Origin of the sequence: Bartonella sp. AP331QHHD (assembly GCF_042195905.1) — a bacterium.
Classification (GTDB): domain Bacteria; phylum Pseudomonadota; class Alphaproteobacteria; order Rhizobiales; family Rhizobiaceae; genus Bartonella.
The window spans coordinates 1-19,305 of sequence record NZ_JBHIPG010000042.1 but is presented as its reverse complement, the minus strand read 5'-3'; the positions used below and the strand labels follow the sequence as shown (position 1 = coordinate 19,305).

Here is a 19,305-nt window from a genome sequence, read left to right as displayed (position 1 = left end):
ATTTTCTGTCATACTAAAATCCTTTCTATCAAAAAATGGTAACAAATCATAACTATTTATTAACCACATTTTGGTTCATTTGGAAAGATGTTTTATTTATAGAAAACAATATTTTATCATACAATTTTTGATGTGATAATTTATGACTCTTATTGAGAAAGAATGAGAGAAAAGAGAGAGAAAGTTATCCACAGATCATGGGGTTATGCACTCCATATCTTAAGATTGACCCGTGACATAAGCCGCCCATTTATCCATATAAACGCGGCGCTGTTCTAAATAATCAGTACGACGATAGGCACGCTCTACTTGTCCTCCGACTGTATGACTTAGAATTGTTTCAGCAACCTCATAGGGGGCATCGGTTGTTTCAGCGAGCCAATCGCGTAAACTAGAGCGAAATCCATGGGGGCAGGCTTCAAGTTTATTGTCTCTCATGTATTGAGCCATACACTTCGTAGCAAGGGGACCGCGACCGGTTGCAGAAAAGAAGAAATCATTGCGAGAAAGTGAGCGCGCTTGTTTTAAAATGTCTAATGCTTCAGATGATAAGGGCACACGAAACTCTTTTGTAGTATCACGCTTTCCTTTCATATTTTCAGCAGGAATTGTCCAGACATCATCTTCAATTTGACCTTCACGAATATGACGCAAAGGAAAAGTACGAACTCCTGTCAAAATAAGCAAACGCAAAGCCAGTTGTGTTAGGATTGTTGTTTGGCAAAGTGTTTTATAAAAGGCAGGGACCTCTTTCCAATCCATTGCGGGCATGTTTTGCGTTTTATGACGTTGTTTGCCTAAGAGAGCACGTGCTTTTTCTGTTGCTTGTAAATCAACATCCAATCCTAGTGCAGCCGCATGTTTGAGACATATATTAAGACGATTAAGAGCTCTATTAGCTGTTCCAGCTTTTGTATGCCAGATAGGAGCAAGAGTATTGCGTATCTCAGTTTGGGTAATTTCTGAAACGGGTAAACAGCCTAATTTGGGGAGAATATGAAGACGTAATGGTAAAAACCAATGTCCGTCTTTTCCATCCCCTTTTAATTCAGCTTTACGACTTTCAAAAGCATCCACGGCAATATCTTTTAAATAATGGAGATTGCTTATTGCTTCACGCTTTTGTTTATTGCGTTCTTTAATAGGGTCACGACCCTCATGCAAAACAGAACGCCATTGATTTGCCAATTCACGCGCTTTTTTTAAAGAAACGTTTCGCAATGCCCCCAAGCCCATTTCACGACGGCGCCCATGAATGGTATAACGGTAAATCCATTGAGCACCTCCATCTTTACGCTTGTGAAGTAACAAGCCGGCACCATCGTTATATTTGCCAGCCCCTAATGTTGCAACAGATCTTGCATTAAGACGGTTCATAAGAGCCATTTTAAGTCCTTTCTTATACAAATTTTATCCACACACTCATCCCACTTGCTATGTGCAAACGAGTGGTTTTGATTGATTCAATATAAACAGATTTGAAATAAGAGAATCTTACGTTATTCGGGTCTTTAACTCAATATGAATAACGCTAGATTATCATTATAAATCAATAGCTTGTCACCAGCTTTTCAGAGGAATCGAATTGCCAGTGAGATCATTGATACTTTAACACTGGCACAAAGTACGGGGGATATGGTGATGATTACGCTTGATGCGGGCAGTGGTAAGACCGAAACTTGCCGCCATTATCGCTCTACCCGCCCGCATGTTTATCTGGTGACAGCCAGCCCGCATACGCGCAGTGTTCACGGTATTTTGAATGATATGGCAGCAGAATTGGAAGTGGTGGAATATAATCCCACCCGCTTAACGCGTGCGATTGGTAAGAAATTAGAGCGCGTGGGCAGTGGCACGTTGTTGATCGTTGATGAGGCGCAAAATTTAACGGATGAAGCGATTAATCAGTTGCGCCACTTTGTTGATATCAATGGTACGGGGTTGGCTTTGGTTGGCAATGATGAAATCTCTGGACGGTTGGTTCATCGTCAAAATGGTCCCTCTTATGCGCAAATTAAAAGCCGATTGGCGATGCATTTGAAACGGCGCAAGCCCTATAGTGAGGATATTGCAGCGCGCATTCATGATTGGGGGATTGAAGATGTTGGTGCGATAAAGTTTTTGACAGGGATAGGCTTAAAGGCTGGAGCTTTGCGGCAAATTGACAAAACCATGATGTTGGCACGCATGGCAGCGCTTGGAGATGGGTGTGAGGTGACTTTGAAACATGTCAAAGCGGCATGGAAAAACCGTGACGTGGAGGAATTGGCATGATCTCTTTATGCGACAAAGAATTATCCGATACGCTTGTTGGTCTTTATGACGATTATCAATGCGGTTTTGATATTGGAGAAAAGCTTAAATTGTGTGTTGATTTGGCGTTATTGCTTGAATTGGAGTTGAGTGTTCACCGTTTGGGGGAAGCGGATGCGGTTTTGGAAGGCCAAGTTGCAGAAGTTTTGGCTGAGTGTGACAGCTCTGATCGAGATGAAGATAAGAGCAATCGTGTGATTTATATGGATTTTGGAGGAAGCAAATGATGGAACGTAACCCCTATATGGTAAGAGATAGCTTGATTGCTTTGCGCTCTGCCTTTTTACAGTATGAGGTGAATGGCATTTTTATGCATGGACAAGATGTTCGAGAATTGAATGAGTATTTGCGTCGTTTGGCAGGCTATAACCACGTTTTAAGTCATGAGCTTATGCGGTGTCGTTGGCAATTGAAAGCGGGATGTGCGCCTTCTTCAGGGGATGTTGTGCCATTTCGTCGTTTTCAAAAAACACAGGAGGAAGTTGGTGATGAATCCACAAATTGAACTTGAAGGTACGCGTTATATGAAGGATGCAAAAGGGGCTTTGGTGCCGGTAAGTTTGATCCGCCCTGCGGATTTGTTAGAGGATGAAACGGTGCGCAAAATTATGGGTTTTGCGAAAGAATTATCGGCAAGGATTGCACGTTTTAACAACCATACGATTGCGGATTTGAGTGATTTTGATAGCTTGCTTGCGCAAGAATATGGTGTGGAGCGGCGTGGCAAAAAGGGCAATTGTACTTACACAAGCTTTGATGGTTTGCAACGTATTAAGGTGCAAGTTCAGGAAAGTGTTGATTTTGGACCGCAATTGCAAATTGCCAAAAGCCTTCTTGATGAATGTTTGAATGAATGGTCTGCGGATGCGCGCCCTGAAATCCGTGCGATTATTACGCGTGCGTTTAATACGGATAAAGAAGGCAAGGTGAATCGGGGCGAGATCTTTATGCTGTTGCGTTTGGATATTGATGATCCACGCTGGAAAGAGGCGATGCGTGCCATTCGTGAAGCGATCCGTGTGACAACATCTAAGGAATATGTGCGTTTTTATGAGCGCGATACATTAGAAAGCGCTTGGCGTGCTGTGACCATTGATCTGGCGAAGACATGAGGGGGGAGAGATGTCTTTAGCTGTCCTTCATATGGGAAAACGCGCGTTAGGTCTTGATGATGAGACCTATCGCGCACTGCTCTATCGCTTGACAGGCAAGCAATCGGCGAAAGATTTGAATTTTTCAGAAAAGCACTTGGTTATCGATGAAATGAAAGCGTGTGGTTTTGAGCCGAATGGGAAGCGTTTAGAGGGAAAATATGCCAAGAAGTTGCAGGCGCTCTGGATTGCTGGGTGGAATCTTGGCATTATTCGTGATCGTTCAGATAAGGCGTTGCTTGCCTTTGTGAAAAGACAGACAGGCGTTGATCATGTTCGTTTTTTACGCGATAGCGATGATGCGTGTAGAGCTATTGAGGCGTTGAAAGGTTGGTTGCAGCGTGAGGGTGGGGTTGACTGGAGAGGAAAAAACCGCGAAGATTCATGGCAGAAAATGCCAGGATATTTGATTTTGCGTGCCCAATGGAAGCGTTTGAATCCCGATGCTGTGTTTGACCCAGTGTTTGACCTTGGGGCTTTTCACCAAAGTGTTATGGCGTTAAGTGGTAAAGCTTTGGGCGAGATGAATGGGGGTGACTTTAGAGAAGTTATGAATGTTTGGGGGCGGAAAATCCGTAAAGGTGTTAAAGGCGAGGGGTAAGCATGTATGCAAGAGGAAATCTATAGCGATTTTCCTGCCTTATTGCGTGAAATAGCTGATGTTGCGGGCAGTGAAGCAGCATGGAATATGATGCGGGCTTTTGGTGGACGAGAAGTTTATATACCCGGGCGTCTTGAGAGTGCGGATTGGTTGATTGAAATTGTTGGGTTTGAAGAGGCGCAGCAATTGATCAACCATTTTTGTTTTAATGGTTCGGGTGTGCGCCTTCTTATCCCCCTTGGCAGAGATGCTGAACGGCGGCAAAAAATGGTGCAAGCGTTGCAAAAAGGCTGGTCGGTGGATGCTGCCGCTGCTGTTTCTGGTATGCATGTGCGCACAGCTTATCGCTTGAAGAAGAAAATTTCTTTGCAAGAACCACAAGGTTCGTTATTTTCAGAGTTTTATGAGTATTGAGAGTTTTGACTGACAGTGTCAGGCTTATATTGGGGGTTTGAAATCCGATAAACTGCGAATGAATTTTTATTCATTGAGTGGTTTGTTATGGTTTCAATAGATGCTTCTTTTCTTCATCGCCTTGCGCCTAAATTGGCGCATCATGCGCGCCAAGATTTTATTATTGTTGAAATGGCACGCGTGTTGCCTAAAGCTTTATCTTATGGGGCACTCACAACACCGTTGCGTATTGCACATTTTTTAAGCCAATGTGCCCATGAGAGTGATGGCTTTTTTACTGTTTGTGAATATGCCTCAGGGCGCGCTTATGAGGGGCGGCGTGATTTAGGCAATGTCAACCCTGGGGATGGGGTGCACTTTAAGGGGCGTGGTTTGATCCAGTTGACGGGGCGCAATAATTATCGTCGTTTTACGAAGTTTTGGCGCCTAGTCGATGAACAAGCGGTTGATTGTGAGGCATTTCCGCAAGAGCTGGAAAAGTTTCCAGCAGCGCTTTGGTCTGCTGTTTGGTTTTGGCAAATGAAAGGCTTGAATAGGCTGGCTGATCAAGATGATTATCTAGGGATTACCAAGGCGATCAATGGGGGAAGAAATGGACTTGTGCAACGTTTGATTTATTTGAACCGCGCCAAAAAGCTTTTGGGACTTGGAGGCGAGGTAAAGGCATGAAGCCCTCTTATCGTGGTTCTAGGCTCTATTTATGGTGGTCTTTTTGGTTTGCTTGGGGGGTTATTTTTTTGCTTGTTTCTGGTGGTTTGTGGGGGGCTCCGCATATTGTTGATATGGCGAGCATTTCTATTCCTTCGATGGTGGCGATTATTGTTGGCAATCTGGGGGTGCATCGTGGCTTTGGCTCGTTGGATTTTTCTAATAGGAAACATTCCCATAAGCGGCATAGCAGCTCCTATGATGGGGTGGAGATAACGAGGTGGGGAGATAAAAGCAATGTTTAGCCCACTTTCAAAACTGTCTTTTGGTCTGCTTTTTTTGGTCAGTGTGATGTTGGCGGCTTTTGGCTTTATGAAAGCGCAAATTTTAAAGGCGGAAAAGGCGCGTGATTTGTATTGGCAGTTGGAGATTGCCAAGGCTTCAGCACGTGCACTGCTTGTACAAGAGCGACAAAGACAAGCAGCGTTGGAAGCTGAGCATCAAGCGCAAGGGGTGATTTCGGCTTTGGAACAAAAGCTTACAAAAATGGAGGAAGTCAATGGGAAGTTGCCGGTTACTGGCGGTGGCATTGGGCTTGAGCGTGTGCGCTTGCTCAACACACAAGCCGGTGGGTAGCCTTTCTTATCATTTTTTATCGGTTGAATTGCCGCCTGTTGTTCGCATGGCGTGTGCCCGCCCAGCTTTATTGCCAGAGCGTGCTTTGAATGCGCGCGAAGTGGTGCATTATTGGAGCCGTGATCGTGCTGCTTTATTGATTTGTGAACAGCGTAGAAAAGCTGCGGAGCGGGCGATTTTAGGCAAAAGAGAGGGGACTTTTAAGTGAATTTGGATATCAGTGTTGCCAATGGCTGGTTGTCTTTATTGTTATCGGTTATTGCGATTTGTGGGGTTTTGAGAGCCTATTTTTCTTCCGGTGCGCGGGAAATGCTGAAAGATATCACGGCGCTTAAAGAGCGTGTGCAAAAGTTAGAAACAGAGATGGACTTTTTGCCTGATCGTGATGCGCTGCAAAGATTGGAAGTGAATATGGAGAAATTGAATGGTCGTCTCAACACGCTTTCTGCACAATTACAACCGGTGGCAGCCATTGGTGAGCGCTTGCAAGAGTTTTTGTTGGAGAATGCCAAGAAATGAAAGCAGATATGGATAAAATCATCCGTGAAGAAGCGCGGTTGATTATTTTAAAAGGGCTTGCTTGTGAGCGCAGTGAAACTTTATCGAGTGCGATGATTGAGCGGCTTTTATACAGTTATGGCATCAGACGCGATCGCGATTTTGTGCATAATGAACTGGCATGGATGGAAGATCAAGGTGCTGTTACTTTAAAATGTGTGGGTTCGGTTTTTCTTGCGGCATTAACAGAACGGGGAGCGCGTCATTTAGACCGAAGCTTTTCCATTGAGGGGATTAAGCGGCCTAAACGTTCATCAATAAAAGACGAGGTGAAGGATGCGCAAGGTCGGGCGTGGACGTTTAACGGCGATTGATTTATTGCCGCAAGCTTGTGATCAAATTATTGCTGCTGCTGCTGAGGCTTTAAATGGGCGTGAGAAGACGCAAAAAGCCATTTATGATGAATTTAAAGCAGCTTTGAAGGCTTTAAAAAAAGAAATGGGTTTAAGCTTTTCTATACCCTCCTTTTCCAGTTTTAATCGGTATTCTTTGCGGCTAGCCGTGATGTCACGGCGCCTAGAACAGACAAGAGAAATTGCAGCAAGCCTCTCGCAGCGCTTTGATGCTAAAGCTTCTGATAATATCACTCTTTTGACGGCGGCAGCGATTAAGGAGTTGATTTTTTCCACGTTGAGCAGTGGGAAAAACCTTTCGCCAAAGGCAGCACAAGAATTGGCCAATGCGCTTAAAGGCGTGTTGGCGGCTGAACATTTGTCGACCACCAGACGGCAAAAGTTGGAAAAAGATTTTACCAGCAAAGCAAGCAAAGCGGTTGACGCAGCAGCAGCGGCGGCGGGGCTCTCAGAAGAAACAGCGCGAGCTATTCGTGCGCAGGTGTTGGGGGTAAAACATGGCTGAACAGCCCTTTTCAAAAAGTCATGTCTTTGATCATCAAAGTGGTTTTGATATTTGGCAGAGAAGTACTTTTCCCAAAGAGAGTGATCCCTTAGCGGAAGGCGTTTTGATGGCGCATCAACGGGCATGGATTGAAGATAAGTCCCCATTAAAATTGATGGAAAAGGGGCGGCGGACCGGCATTACTTTTGCAGAAGCTTTGGATGATACACTGATTGCAGCGGCGGCACGTGAAGCGAGGGGCGATAATGTTTTTTATATTGGTGACACCAAAGACAAGGGGCGGGAATTTATTGGCTATGTGAGCCATTTTGCTTCGGCAATTACGAGCCATAGTGGGGATGTTGAGGAATTTTTATTCTCTGATCAAAGGGCGGATGGTTCAACGAAATATATCTCTGCTTATCGGGTGCGTTTTGCTTCGGGGTTTCGGATTGAGGCGCTTTCTAGCCGCCCTGAAAATATTCGCGGACTACAGGGCATTGTGGTGATTGACGAGGCGGCGTTTCATCAAGATGTGCGCGCTGTTTTGGATGCTGTCAATGCTTTGCTCATTTGGGGAGGCAAGATCCGTGTGATCTCCACCCATAATGGTGTGCTCAATCCTTTCAATGAATTGATCCGTGAAGCACGAGCAGGCAAAGTGCCTTTTTCGGTGCATTGTTACCCCTTTGGTGTTGCTGTTAAAAATGGCTTGTTTAAACGGGTTTGTGCCATGAAGGGGGAGGTGTGGAGTTTAGCATCTGAGCAACAATGGGAAGAGCAAATTCGTGCCTCTTATGGGGTGCGTTTGGCTGCGATGCGCCAAGAATTAGATGCCATACCAGCCGATCAAGAAGGGGCGGCTTTAACACGTTTGCAGATTGAAAATTGTTGCGCGCCTGACATTGCATTGTTGCGTTTTGCTTGTGTGGATGATTTTAAAAATCAATCGGAACATCAACGAAGTGTTGCTGCTTTTGCTTGGTGTGAGAAGCATATAAAACCTCTTCATGCTGGGCTTGACCGGCGGCGCCAACATGTTTTTGGTGTTGATTTTGCGCGGAGTGGCGATGCGACATCGATTGTGGTGATGGAGGTGGGACAAGATTTGGTGCGCCGTGTACGGTTTATGGTGGAATTGCGCAATACGCCGTTTGATCAACAAAGAGAGATTTTATTTTATGGGGTGAATGGTTTGCCGCGTTTGATGGGCGGCGCGTTAGATGCGCGGGGCAATGGGGCTTATTTAGCCGAAAAAGCGGTGCAGCGTTATGGGGCTTGTGTGAAGGAAGTGCCCTTGTCACAAAGTTGGTATGGCAAGGAAATGCCGGCTTATTTAGAAGCTTTTGGGGATGGGACGATTGTTTTGCCGCGCGATAGTGACATTGTTGCCGATCATCAAGCGCTTGCTTATGTCAATGGCATTGTGAAAATTCCAGACAATCATCGTTTTAAAGGCAGTGATGGTTTTATGCGTCATGGTGATAGCGCGATTGCTTGCGCTTTGGCTTATTTTGCCAGCCGCCAAACTCCTGAAATTTATGATTATACACCTGTGAGAGAGGCTTATCGTTTTGATGAAAGCTCGCTCTTTTCAACGCCTTTTTTTTCAACAATGCGATCAAAAATTTATTGATGGGATGATGAGATGGTAAAACTTGTAGATCAGTGGGGCAGGGCGCTTAATATCAAAGGGCTAGAGCATGAGGTGGCGGCGCCTACCATTGGCGGTGTTCGTGATGTGTGGTCACAAACCATTGTCAGTGGTCTGACCCCTGCGCAACTTGCTGATATTTTACAACAGGCAGCAGAGGGTCATCCAGAGCAGTTTTTCCAACTTGCCGATGATATGGAAGAGCGTGATTTGCATTATCGTGCTGTGCTTGGCATGCGTAAAAATGCTCTCACAGGGGTGGAGCCTGGAGTGATTGCCGCAAGCAATAGTGCACAGGACAAAAAGATAGCAGATGCGGTGCGAGAAGTGATTAGTGCACCCACTTTTGTTGATGATTATGTGACGGATTTGTTAGATGCTTTGGGAAAAGGCTATGCGATTGTTGAAACCTTGTGGGACAAGAGTGCTAAGGAATGGTGGCCGGTTGCTTGGAAATGGCGGGACCAGCGGTTTTTTCAATTAGACCGGCGGGATGGTTTTCATTTGCGTTTAAAAGAAGAGGGGTCTTTTAATGGAAGTGAATTGCCTGCTTATAAATTTTCCATTCATCGCCCAAAGTTAAAAAGTGGGTTGCCTATCCGCACGGGGCTTGCGCGGCTTGCAGCTTGGGCTTTTTTGTTTAAATCTTATACCTTAAAAGATTGGATGGCATTTTTAGAAGTTTATGGCATGCCTTTGCGTGTGGGTAAATATGGGGCAAGCTCTTCTCATGAGGAGCGACGGGTTCTCATTCAAGCAGTGCGTGATTTATCCAGTGATGCGGCAGCAATTATTCCCAAAGAAATGGAGATTGAATTTATTGAAGTGGCAGGAGGCAGTGGCAATGCGGTTTTTGGTGTCAAGGCGGAATATTTAGATCGACAAATTTCTAAAGGTGTGTTGGGACAAACCATGACGACGGATGATGGTTCGTCCTTTTCGCAAGCACGCATTCATGAAAATGTGCGCCATGATATTGCCAGAGCTGATGCACGCCAATTAGCTTTAACGGCTAATCGTGATTTGATTGTGCCTTTTGTTGAGATTAATTTTGGACGCCAAGAGCGCGCCCCCCTTGTCTATTGGCCGATTTCGGAAAATGAAGACATTAAAGCGATTAGTGATGCGCTGGAAAAACTTGTGCCTTTAGGTTTGCGTGTTGGGGCGCAAGAAGTGCGCAATAAGATTGGTTTTTCGCAACCAAAAAAGGAAGAGGATGTTTTAAAGGCTCCTGATAATGCGCTTGATGATGAGAGGGGAGAAAAGGCTCATGTTTGTGCTGATTGTGGAGGTGTTTTTGATGTTTCTGTGACAAGAGAGAGCAAGGGTGCAAAAGAGAAGGGTGGGAAACATCACGACGAATTGGACCGGCTTTCACAAGAAGCTTTAAGCGACTGGGAAGAGGACTTAGAACCCCTTTTAGAGCCTTTTAAAAAGCTTGTGAGAGAAGCAAAAAGTTATGAGGATATCCTTAAAGGCTTAGATGAATTGCTAGGTGAGATGGATCATCACGCATTAGCAGCGCGCTTGGCAAAAGTACAAATGATTGCACGTGGGCTTGGGTATCATGGATGAGGAACTTTTTAAAACCGCCCCTAAAGAGGTCACCCGTTATTTTGAAGCCAAGGCACTTGTTCCAAGCTTTGATTGGCGTGATATAGCACCAGAAGAACATGCTTTTTCCTTTACGGTGGCAAAATCGCTAGGCTATGATATTTTGGAGGATTTTAAGCGAGCGGTTGGAGAAGCCATAAAGCATCAAGTTCCTTTTCAAGATTTTCAAAAAAATTTGATGCCGATTTTACAGGAAAAGGGTTGGTGGGGTAAAAAGACCAGCATTGACCCCAAAACTGGTGAAAAGAGCGTGGTGCAATTGGGCAGCCCACGGCGTTTAGAAACGGTCTATTGGGCCAATACCATGAGTGCGCATGCAGCAGGCGAGTGGGAGCGCACACAAAATAATAAAGAATTTTTGCCCTATCTCACCTATGCTTTGTCGAGTTCAGAACATAAGCGTTTAGAACATGAAAGTTGGGTGGGGTTTACGGCACCTGTTGATGATCCGGTTTGGGATTGGCTTTATCCACCCAATGGCTGGCGGTGTAAATGTAGTGTGCGACAGGTAAGCCGTTATGAAGCAGAAGATTTAGGCTATGAAGAGGGGGCAGAGCCACTTCATGTTGAAAAGCAGGTTTGGCACAATAAGCGAACGGGGAAAATTGAGAAGATACCAAAGGGGATTGATCCTGGTTGGCATTTGAACCCTGGGAAACATCGCGCGCAAAACTTAAGCAATTTTTTGAGTGATAAAGTCTCTGTGATGGGGGACAATGACAAACGCATTGCCATTGAAGATATTGTGGGTTCACCACTTTTGGAAGCCATGTTTGAAGGACGTATGCCTCGCGGGTTTATACCCATTGCACCGATACCACAAAAGGTGCGTGATGTTTTTGCAGCGGAAAATTCTCTTATTCGCTTATCCGCAGACAGTGTGAAACATATTTTGTTAGAGCATCAAGCGCGTGATCTTCGCTTGGATGATTTTCGGGGCGCCATTCAAACGCTCATCCGCCCCCATGGCATTATCAGGCGAAAAGGTGTACCGAGCGTTGTGTTTTTGGGTGAAAATGATGGGGTATGGTGGCGCTTAGCAGTTAAATTCGTGGCAAGCAAACAAGAATGGTGGTTGACCTCCATGCATAAAAAAAGCTCTAGAGAAATTGGACGCTTATTGGATGCGGCTGAAAAAAAGGGCGAGAGGTTGTTGTAAAGAAAACAACAGGAAGAAAGTCTTTTGTTCTTAATGGAAAAGAGGCGAGGAAAATGAGAAGGCGTGGAGGGCGGTCAACTCCTCGCAGATCCGGTAAAACCGTCCTGGTATAACTGGCTCACGCCTCGCGGATAATGTAACAGTTTAAAAGTTTAAAAGCAATCTTTAAAAAAATGGTGCTCTGTCGCCAGTGTCTTTGAAAACAATTTTATAAGAGTGTTTGGGGGTGTTTTCTTTAAAAGGGAAAAGAAGGATGAACGGTTGTTGTAAAGAAAACACCGTAAAGCTCTGTTGGTGTTTGTGAGAAGGAACTGGTGTCGAGAAAAATGAGAAGGCGTGGAGGGCGGTCAACTCCTCGCAGATCCGGTAAAACCGTCCTGGCAAAACTGGCTCACGCCTTACCTCCAATGATATAATGTTTTTAAGCCAAAAAGCAATCTTTAAAAAAACGGCTTGAGAGGGGCTTTTTTTGTATAAGACGATAAATTGTACCTCTAACTTCACGACGGCGCTCTATCGCCTTTGAAGTGCCTTTGAAAACGATTTTATGGGATGGTTTGGCACGGGGGTTTCTCTCACAAGGAGAATAATAGGGAAAAGAGTGCTTTTTGAGAAATGCTCTTTTGACTGACAGTGTCAGACTTATGGTGGGAGTAAGTTTCATGCATTGTATTGCCAATGACAATTGTAAAGCAATAGGCAATGTTTATGGAGCAAGAATTTCACAAAGATCAAAAAGATGGGGATGCAGAAACATTTCATGCTGCGTTAATAGATCTTTGCCAAGACGCTACCGTTAGCCAAGCGCCTGAATGGGTAGAGCTTTTGCCCAAAGCGCCCCATGTGAAGGCACGTGATGGACGACAATGGCATTATAACCCGCAAACTATTTTAAAAGCCTTTGCAGCCAATAAAGGACCGCTTGTGATTGATTATGAGCATGGGCAACATCACCGTGCGAGAAATGGTCTAGAAGCACCTGCAAGTGGCTGGATTGAAGAATTAGCAGAGCGGGATGGTGCGATTTGGGGGCGTGTTAAATGGACCGATATGGCCGCTAAAAAGATTGTTTCCCAAGAATATCGCTATCTTTCGCCTGAGTTTCGCCATTCCAAGAAAGGTGAAATTTTAAATTTAGCCGGTGCTGGTTTGGTGAACCGTCCAGCCCTTGTCATGACGGCTTTAAGCCGTGAACAGCCTTCCCCTATAACTTTGACGGAGAAAATGATGGATTTGACAGCCATTGCCAGTGCACTATCACTGGCAGAAGATGCTAAAGCGGATGAGATTTTAGCAACGCTTAAAGCGCGCGAAAAAGAACGCGCGGAACTTTGTGCTCAATTGACAAAGGTGCAAGAAGATTTAGCGCTTTTGCAAGAAGAGCAAAAAAATAAGGCTATTGAGAGCCTTTTAGACAAGGCCATTGAAGAGGGCAAGATTTTGCCGGCTGCCCGCGAGGAATATCGTGCACTCTGTAGCTTTGAAGGGGGTGTGGAACATTTTAAAAGTTTGGTCGAGAAGTTGCCGGCGCTTGCCTCAACAAGCCCTTTAGAAGTGTGTGCTTTAGCGCAAGAACCAAAGCTTGCGCCAGAAGAGGTTGCTGTTGCGGCACGCCATTATAAGGAAGAGCAGAAGCAAAAAGGTTTCGACATCACCATTAGCCAAGCAGTTGATTATATTTGCGAACAAAAGGAGCGCCAATCATGAGTACGATGATTTTAATTAAATCTTTTCGCGCCATAGATGTGATTTCACCTTATTGCATTGTTGCAGCGCGCGGTGACGGAATGGTGGCAACGGCTTCTGGTAAGGGTGATAAATTATTAGGGACTGCTGGGTCATTGAGTGCAAAGGCTGGTGAGATGATTGATGTTGGCCAATGTGGTTGGGGCGAAGTGGTTTGTGGAGGCAATGTTTCCTTTGGTGATTTTTTGACCTCTGACCCAAAGGGGCACGCCATAAGGGCAGAAGCAGCAGATCGCACCATTGGTATTGCCATGAGTGATGGTTCTGCTGGTGATGTTATTTCTTTTAAAATTAATTAATCGAGGCATAAAATGAACAGACCTTTTCCCATTGATCCAACACTCACCGCTATTGCTATTGGTTATCGCAATCCAGCAGGTTCTCTTATTGGCGATAGAGTTTTGCCACGCGTTTGTGTTTTAAGTGAGGTGTTTAAATATAGTGAATTTCCCTTAGCGGAAAATTTTACCGTGCCTGAGCTTGAAGTTGGGCGAAAAGGGCGCCCGAATGTGGTGGAATTTTCTGCCTTTGAACGGGAAGCCAGTGTCAAAGATTACGGACTTGATGATCTTATCCCCAATTCAGATATTGAAGCAGCGGCACGCGCACGAGCAGAAAAGCGCTCTCGTTATAACCCCGAAAAGACAGCTGTAGAGGGACTTGCCAATTTGCTAGAATTGGGGCGTGAAGTGCGTGTTGCAGCGCTTGTGCAAAGAAGTGAAAATTATGCACCAGAGCGGGTGATAACACTTAAAGGTGAGAATAAATTTAGCGATTATGAGAAATCTGATCCTTATGCTGTTTTAGATGAGGCCATGGATAAAAGTCTCGTCTATACGCCCAACACCATTGTTATGGGCAAAGTTGTTTGGTCAAAACTCAAACGTCATCCCAAAATCATCAAAGCTGTTAAAGGGGGTGGCACTGCTGATGGTTTTGTCACCAAGGCGCAATTTGCTGATCTGATGGAAATACACCCCGATCGTTTACTCATTGGTGAATCGCAAGTGAATTTGGCACGTAAAGGGCGTTCGGCACAATTGGCACGCGTGTGGGGCAATAAGATTGCACTGCTTTATATTGACCCTACCAAACAACAGGCAGATGGTTCGGTGATCAGTTGGGGTTTTAGCGCCCAGTTGGGCGAACGTTTGTCTGGAGTGATCCAAGATCCAGATATCGGCTTATCAGGCGGCAAACGGGTGCGTGTGGGGGAACGTGTGTGTGAATTGGTTGCCGCAAAAGATGCCGGTGTTTTGTTGCAAGAAGTTGTCTAAGGGAAACTTTTAAACATGGCTTATGCAAGCAAAACATTGATTGAAGAGCTCTGGGGTGATGACTTCTTGGATGATTTGTGTGGGATGGATGAGAACTCTGATCCAGTTTTTTCAGAGCAAGCCATTGCCCGCGCGCTCGAACAGGCAAGTGGTGAGATTGATGTGCATTTGTCTCATCGCTACTCAATCCCCATTGCTGGACAGCCAGCGGCTCTGGGTATGATCTGTGTCAATATTGCTGTTTATAATTTAGCCATACGCCATACGGCACTGACCACGACTATTGAAGATCGTTACAAACAGGCGGTTGATTTGCTGAAACGTATTGCCGAAGGCAAAGCGGGTTTAGGCATAGATGAACCTAAAATTATGAGCGAAGATGGTCCCGTGCGTGATGGGGCTTTCTTCCATGCCAAGCCGCGTTTGATGGGAAGATAATATGTCTGTTGCAACCCATATTGAGATTAAAGAGACAGGGCTTGAAGCGGCTTTATCCTTTTTGCAAAAGGGAGCTGATCGCTCGATGGGGACTTTGGCACAAGGGGTTGGGCGTCTCATTCAAGAAAGCACAAGGCGGCGGATTCAAAGTGAAAAAATGTCTGCTCAAGGAGAGAAGTGGAAAAACAATCATGCCCGCACCTCCATTCTTTATGCCAGTGGGGCGCTTTCACGCTCCATTGATATGAAAGCTTCACCAGAACAGGTGATTGTGGGCTCTGGGTTGGTTTATGCGCGGATTCATCAATTAGGTGGGGTTATTCACCCGAAAAATGGCAAGACACTGCGCTTTTTTCTTAAAAGCGGCAATGCACACCGCTTTGTTTGTGTGCATCAAGTGACCATGCCCGCACGCCCTTATTTGGGGCTTTCAGAGCACAATAAAGTGGAAATTGTCAAAGCGACAGAAGATTGGCTGGAAAGGGTCTTTTCATGAGTCAAACGATCACACAAGCAGGGCGCATTAATCAGTTTCGTGAGGCGGTGATACGGAGCCTTAAAAGGGCTTTGCCGGATGTGCGTGATTGCGGCTGTCAATTTGGACGTTTTAATTTAGAAGAACTTGAAACACAAATGCTGGTGGCACCAGCAATACGGGTTGCGGTGTTAGAAAGCCGTTTGAATCCTGTAGCAAGTGGACACATGAGTGCTGATCTTCATTTAGGGGCTTTTATTATTACCACAGGTAAAGAGCGTGATGTTTCCAGTTGGCTTTTAGCAGAAGCCATTGCGGTGCTTTGTCATAGCGGGCAATTGTGGGGACTAACGCATTTGAGTGCCCCGCGTGAGGTGCAAATTGAACCGATTATCTCTGCGGCGATTAAGCAGCGTGGTGTATCGATAAGCGTGGTGGAATGGCACCAAGATTTGCATCAGTTGGGACAGGATATTTTTTGTGATGAGGGACAACTCAAAAGTGGTTTGATTTCATGGGACAATGAGGTGGGGGCATGAATGATGCACATCTCTTAAGTGATACCTTTCGACAAATCATGAAGCGTCTTGATGCGCTTGAACGCTGTCTTGCCAACCAGCACATGATCGGGCGGGTTGTGCAAGTTGATGGCCATAGGGTGCGGGTGAAACTTTCCGAACAGGGTTCTAATGGACAAGCGGTTTTATCGCCTTGGTTGCAAGCGCAAGAAGCTTCTGGCGCTCTTTCAAGCAATATGCCCCTCCATGTTGGTGATCCGGTGCGGTTGTTGAACCCCCATGGCGAAATTGGTTCTGCCTCTCTGGTGGTGCGCGATAGCTATAGTGAGGATGCGCCTAATCCCGCACGCTCGCCGCAAGAGTTGGCGCTCTGTTATGCCGGTGGCGCTTTGCGGATGACAAAAGATGAACTTATTCTCTCCCATGGGGAAAATCAAATTCATTTGAGTGAAAAAGGTTTGGTGCTTTCTCATCAATCAACCCGTGTTGAATTAACGGGCAGTGTGCATATTCAAGCAGAAGATTTACAGCATAATCAAAAATCTGTTGGCGCAAGCCACAAACACGGTGGGGTCAAAATGGGTCCCTCCACAACCTCTTCCCCTCTTTAAAGGAGTTTTATCATGCGTGAGAACACTTATGTTATTTTAACCAATGCCGATTTTGTTGCAGGCAAGCGTTCACCGGGCAAGGGTGAGGAAATTTGTTTAAGTGAGGAAGCGGCTAAATATCCGTTGCTGCTTGGTCAGATCGCTGAAAAACCAGCCCCTGTTGTTGCTGCGGCCCCAACGGTCTCTACCACAAAGACAAGCAAAGGGGCTTAAAGCATGCGGTGCGGGATGAGCGAAAAGGATGGCTCTCTTTTATATGGCTTTGCGCATTGTCAACAGTCACTTCGTAAATGTCTGACGACAAGAATTGGGACACGGGTTTTGCGTCGTCATTATGGATGTGATGTTGGAGCATTCCAAGATGCCAATGCTGATCCTGCGACGATGATGCAGCTTTATCAAGCAATTGTTGAAGCACTCGATGATCCAGAGTGTGGAGAGCCTGGGTTCTCGTTGCAGAGGATTGATCTGACAAAAGCAACGCGTGAAGGCACATTCCATTTTGTTTTAACGGGTGTTTTTTATCCCAATGGGCATTTGGGGGATTGGTCACACAAAGAGCCAATGAGCATCAATTTAGAGGTTGGTGATGACTGAGTTTGAACCTTTATCCTTTTCACAGATTCCCCCTCCACAACTCCCTCTGCCACAAATTATTGAAGAGCTTTCTGTTGAAGCAATTTTAGAGCAAAAGATCACGCGTTTGACTGAGCTTTTTGCAGCGCATCATATTCCTTATAATGTGGAAAAGACGGCTTATGATCCCGTGGTCATTCAATTGCAAGCGGCGGCTTATGAAGAGTTTCTATTGCGCCAGCGAATTAATGAAGTGGCGCGGGATAATTTACTCACATTTGCGCGTGGAACAAGTTTAGATCATTTGGGGGATTTTCATGGGGTCACGCGCCTTTTGGATGAAGATGATGAGCGGTTTCGCCGCCGCATTCGCTTGAATAGACAAGGACATTCCACAGGGGGCACAGCGCCACGTTATCAATATTTTGCCCTCTCAAGCGATATCCATGTCAAAGATGCTTTTGTTTATCGTGAGGGTAAAAGCCCGATTATTCATGTGGCTCTTTTTAGTGATAGCCCATCAGGGGTGGCAGATGAAGCTTTAATTGCCAAGGTGCAAGCCGCCCTTGATGCCCCCCATGTTAAAATGACCAATGACCACATCCTTGTGAAAAGCGCGGTACAGCGGATGATCAATGTTTCTGCTGATTTTTGGTTGTTACCGGATGAAGGCTCCTTTGTTTTGGAAAGAGCGGAGCAGAATTTAAGAGCAGAATGGGCGCGTGCATGGAGGCTTGGGCGTGATTTGTCTTTAAGTTGGATACTAAGCCGCTTGATGGTTGAGGGCGTTCACCATGTGAACATAACGCAACCTTGTGAGGATATTTTGGTCGCACCGGATGAAGCCGTCGCACTAGGGGATATTGTCTTGTCTGAACGGGGGCGTGCTTATTGATGCTTTCCTCACTTTTGCCCCCAAATTCGAGCTTGTTTGAACGTTGTTTTGCAGAAGCAATGGCTCTTGACCCTCACGTTAAAATGGCACTCGAAGAAATACCTCGCGCGAAATTTATCACGCGTCCGCCTTCTTGGTTGCCCTTTTTAATAGACGAATATGGCTTACAAGAATTAACCCCTTATTTCTCTAACCTTTATGATTTAATTGATCAGGGTCTTGCATGGCAAAATATTCGCGGCTCCCTTGCGGCAATAGAGATAGGGCTTGAATGGCTAGGGATTTCGGCACGCTTTCAACCCGCCTGGACGGGGCGAGCATGGTGGAATTCCTTTCAACTTGATTTTGATCAGTTGCCTGAACGCAAAAGCCTTGAAGCTATTGAAGCGATTACCGACCTTTCCAAAAGTTTGCGCTCTGATTTTCGCCGTGGGACCTATGGTTATGATGTGCAAGCCTTGGAAGGCAATATGTCACGCCTTGATGACAGCATGTTGGAGTATGAAAGCGGTGTTCACTTAACAGCTGGGGANTGATGACAGCATGTTGGAGTATGAAAGCGGTGTTCACTTAACAGCTGGGGACACTTTGTTTTCCTTTGGGCGCACAACAGAGATCAATCACACGCTCACAAGAGAAGAAGGCAGGCTTATTGGTAATTGGATAGATGACTTTGACGAGGAGTTAAGCTGGAACCAAATTGATTATCCTTGGGATTTGGCAAATTTTCCGTGGTGTTCGGTCAAAAAACATGAACGCGATATACTCATGGCAGAGTGGTTTAGCAACCGCACGCTTTATCTCGTGTTAAAAGACAGCCAAAATAGCGTGATTGGGTTTCGCAGATGCTATGCTGTAGCGCCTGTCGAACAGGCTTTGGATGGTGTTTATAACCATTCAAGCGGCAGATTCCAGCCCTCCCCGATGGGCACGGCGCTTCTTGTTGCAGCCCGCACAGATTTTCACGATGTTGATGGCAAACAAGCAGCTTTTGTTTCCATTCTCGTTCATGGCTCTCTTGCACAACAAACCCCTCCTGGCAAGCTTTGGCTTGGAGCTCATGAACTGCGTGGTGGTGTAGAAATTCTCAAAACACCTATCAATATTCCTTTGCGTGCCGATGTTCGCGAACAATTCAAGATTTTATTGAGGTTTTAATATGAAGCATGAAAGTGGTTTACCCT

27 protein-coding genes and 1 pseudogene are annotated in these 19,305 nt (G+C 45.6%); 27 read left to right on the top strand and 1 reads right to left on the bottom strand.

Annotated elements, in window-relative coordinates; genetic code table 11:
- Positions 1-219: 219 nt before the first annotated feature.
- Positions 220-1,386: a tyrosine-type recombinase/integrase gene (locus tag ACFIMS_RS05305; RefSeq protein ID WP_375696453.1), complete on the bottom strand. Its 1,167-nt coding sequence runs from the start codon at positions 1,384-1,386 to the stop codon at positions 220-222.
- A gap of 171 nt (positions 1,387-1,557) precedes the next feature.
- On the opposite strand from ACFIMS_RS05305, the gene ACFIMS_RS05300 reads away from it, so the two are divergent.
- From ACFIMS_RS05300 to ACFIMS_RS05170, 27 genes and pseudogenes are all read left to right on the top strand, one after another.
- Positions 1,558-2,274: an AAA family ATPase gene (locus ACFIMS_RS05300; RefSeq protein ID WP_375696452.1), complete on the top strand. Its 717-nt coding sequence runs from the start codon at positions 1,558-1,560 to the stop codon at positions 2,272-2,274.
- Positions 2,271-2,540 (top strand): hypothetical protein, encoded by a 270-nt coding sequence (locus tag ACFIMS_RS05295; protein WP_012231825.1) that lies wholly within the window; start codon positions 2,271-2,273, stop codon positions 2,538-2,540. The genes ACFIMS_RS05300 and ACFIMS_RS05295 overlap by 4 nt, the downstream gene beginning before the upstream one ends.
- Positions 2,540-2,818 carry a hypothetical protein gene (locus ACFIMS_RS05290; RefSeq protein WP_375624050.1) on the top strand — a complete coding sequence of 93 codons (279 nt, stop codon included), beginning with the start codon at positions 2,540-2,542 and terminating at the stop codon, positions 2,816-2,818. Before ACFIMS_RS05295 ends, ACFIMS_RS05290 begins: the two co-directional genes overlap by 1 nt.
- Positions 2,802-3,425: a DUF3164 family protein gene (locus ACFIMS_RS05285; protein WP_375613741.1), complete on the top strand. Its 624-nt coding sequence runs from the start codon at positions 2,802-2,804 to the stop codon at positions 3,423-3,425. The genes ACFIMS_RS05290 and ACFIMS_RS05285 overlap by 17 nt, the downstream gene beginning before the upstream one ends.
- Before the next feature lie 10 nt (positions 3,426-3,435).
- On the top strand, positions 3,436-4,065 hold the full coding sequence (locus ACFIMS_RS05280) for a regulatory protein GemA (RefSeq protein ID WP_375696451.1): 630 nt from the start codon (positions 3,436-3,438) through the stop codon (positions 4,063-4,065).
- Positions 4,066-4,071: 6 nt separating this feature from the next.
- Complete coding sequence (locus ACFIMS_RS05275) at positions 4,072-4,479, top strand: helix-turn-helix domain-containing protein (protein ID WP_375629092.1); 408 nt, start codon at positions 4,072-4,074, stop codon at positions 4,477-4,479.
- Positions 4,480-4,566: 87 nt separating this feature from the next.
- Entirely contained in the window at positions 4,567-5,148 is a 582-nt protein-coding gene (locus ACFIMS_RS05270) for a glycoside hydrolase family 19 protein (RefSeq protein WP_375613744.1), read from the top strand.
- Complete coding sequence (locus ACFIMS_RS05265; RefSeq protein WP_375612317.1) at positions 5,145-5,432, top strand: hypothetical protein; 288 nt, start codon at positions 5,145-5,147, stop codon at positions 5,430-5,432. The genes ACFIMS_RS05270 and ACFIMS_RS05265 overlap by 4 nt, the downstream gene beginning before the upstream one ends.
- Positions 5,425-5,763 carry a hypothetical protein gene (locus ACFIMS_RS05260; RefSeq protein ID WP_375633719.1) on the top strand — a complete coding sequence of 113 codons (339 nt, stop codon included), beginning with the start codon at positions 5,425-5,427 and terminating at the stop codon, positions 5,761-5,763. The genes ACFIMS_RS05265 and ACFIMS_RS05260 overlap by 8 nt, the downstream gene beginning before the upstream one ends.
- Complete coding sequence (locus ACFIMS_RS05255) at positions 5,756-5,971, top strand: hypothetical protein (RefSeq protein ID WP_375633720.1); 216 nt, start codon at positions 5,756-5,758, stop codon at positions 5,969-5,971. Before ACFIMS_RS05260 ends, ACFIMS_RS05255 begins: the two co-directional genes overlap by 8 nt.
- A complete protein-coding gene (locus ACFIMS_RS05250; RefSeq protein ID WP_375607966.1) occupies positions 5,968-6,282 on the top strand; it encodes a DUF2730 family protein in 315 nt (104 codons plus the stop codon). Before ACFIMS_RS05255 ends, ACFIMS_RS05250 begins: the two co-directional genes overlap by 4 nt.
- Positions 6,279-6,635 (top strand): hypothetical protein, encoded by a 357-nt coding sequence (locus tag ACFIMS_RS05245; protein ID WP_375612320.1) that lies wholly within the window; start codon positions 6,279-6,281, stop codon positions 6,633-6,635. Before ACFIMS_RS05250 ends, ACFIMS_RS05245 begins: the two co-directional genes overlap by 4 nt.
- Positions 6,598-7,179 (top strand): phage protein Gp27 family protein, encoded by a 582-nt coding sequence (locus ACFIMS_RS05240; protein ID WP_375624034.1) that lies wholly within the window; start codon positions 6,598-6,600, stop codon positions 7,177-7,179. Before ACFIMS_RS05245 ends, ACFIMS_RS05240 begins: the two co-directional genes overlap by 38 nt.
- Positions 7,172-8,794, top strand: a complete 1,623-nt coding sequence (locus tag ACFIMS_RS05235; RefSeq protein WP_375696450.1) for a hypothetical protein — start codon at positions 7,172-7,174, stop codon at positions 8,792-8,794. The genes ACFIMS_RS05240 and ACFIMS_RS05235 overlap by 8 nt, the downstream gene beginning before the upstream one ends.
- Positions 8,795-8,806: 12 nt before the next feature.
- Positions 8,807-10,387, top strand: coding sequence for a DUF935 domain-containing protein (locus ACFIMS_RS05230; protein ID WP_375696449.1), 1,581 nt, complete (start codon positions 8,807-8,809; stop codon positions 10,385-10,387).
- On the top strand, positions 10,380-11,585 hold the full coding sequence (locus ACFIMS_RS05225) for a phage minor head protein (RefSeq protein WP_375681489.1): 1,206 nt from the start codon (positions 10,380-10,382) through the stop codon (positions 11,583-11,585). Before ACFIMS_RS05230 ends, ACFIMS_RS05225 begins: the two co-directional genes overlap by 8 nt.
- Positions 11,586-12,293: 708 nt before the next feature.
- A complete protein-coding gene (locus ACFIMS_RS05220; RefSeq protein WP_375696448.1) occupies positions 12,294-13,292 on the top strand; it encodes a phage protease in 999 nt (332 codons plus the stop codon).
- The gene (locus tag ACFIMS_RS05215) at positions 13,289-13,630 is read left to right on the top strand and encodes a hypothetical protein (protein ID WP_375629485.1); all 342 of its coding nucleotides are present in this window, start codon (positions 13,289-13,291) and stop codon (positions 13,628-13,630) included. Before ACFIMS_RS05220 ends, ACFIMS_RS05215 begins: the two co-directional genes overlap by 4 nt.
- A gap of 12 nt (positions 13,631-13,642) precedes the next feature.
- Positions 13,643-14,608 carry a capsid protein gene (locus tag ACFIMS_RS05210; RefSeq protein ID WP_375668588.1) on the top strand — a complete coding sequence of 322 codons (966 nt, stop codon included), beginning with the start codon at positions 13,643-13,645 and terminating at the stop codon, positions 14,606-14,608.
- 15 nt (positions 14,609-14,623) lie between these two features.
- Positions 14,624-15,046: a gp436 family protein gene (locus ACFIMS_RS05205; protein WP_375612327.1), complete on the top strand. Its 423-nt coding sequence runs from the start codon at positions 14,624-14,626 to the stop codon at positions 15,044-15,046.
- 1 nt (position 15,047) lies between these two features.
- A complete protein-coding gene (locus ACFIMS_RS05200; protein ID WP_375696447.1) occupies positions 15,048-15,542 on the top strand; it encodes a phage virion morphogenesis protein in 495 nt (164 codons plus the stop codon).
- Positions 15,539-16,060 (top strand): hypothetical protein, encoded by a 522-nt coding sequence (locus ACFIMS_RS05195; protein WP_375696446.1) that lies wholly within the window; start codon positions 15,539-15,541, stop codon positions 16,058-16,060. The genes ACFIMS_RS05200 and ACFIMS_RS05195 overlap by 4 nt, the downstream gene beginning before the upstream one ends.
- Positions 16,057-16,650 (top strand): baseplate assembly protein, encoded by a 594-nt coding sequence (locus ACFIMS_RS05190; RefSeq protein ID WP_375682931.1) that lies wholly within the window; start codon positions 16,057-16,059, stop codon positions 16,648-16,650. Before ACFIMS_RS05195 ends, ACFIMS_RS05190 begins: the two co-directional genes overlap by 4 nt.
- 12 nt (positions 16,651-16,662) lie before the next feature.
- Entirely contained in the window at positions 16,663-16,863 is a 201-nt protein-coding gene (locus tag ACFIMS_RS05185) for a hypothetical protein (protein WP_375620339.1), read from the top strand.
- Between the two features lie 3 nt (positions 16,864-16,866).
- On the top strand, positions 16,867-17,247 hold the full coding sequence (locus ACFIMS_RS05180; RefSeq protein ID WP_375633729.1) for a GPW/gp25 family protein: 381 nt from the start codon (positions 16,867-16,869) through the stop codon (positions 17,245-17,247).
- Entirely contained in the window at positions 17,240-18,121 is an 882-nt protein-coding gene (locus ACFIMS_RS05175; protein ID WP_375638668.1) for a baseplate J/gp47 family protein, read from the top strand. The genes ACFIMS_RS05180 and ACFIMS_RS05175 overlap by 8 nt, the downstream gene beginning before the upstream one ends.
- A pseudogene (locus tag ACFIMS_RS05170) lies at positions 18,121-19,279 on the top strand (phage tail protein). The gene ACFIMS_RS05175 and the pseudogene ACFIMS_RS05170 overlap by 1 nt, the downstream one beginning before the upstream one ends.
- The last annotated feature ends 26 nt before the right edge of the window (positions 19,280-19,305 follow it).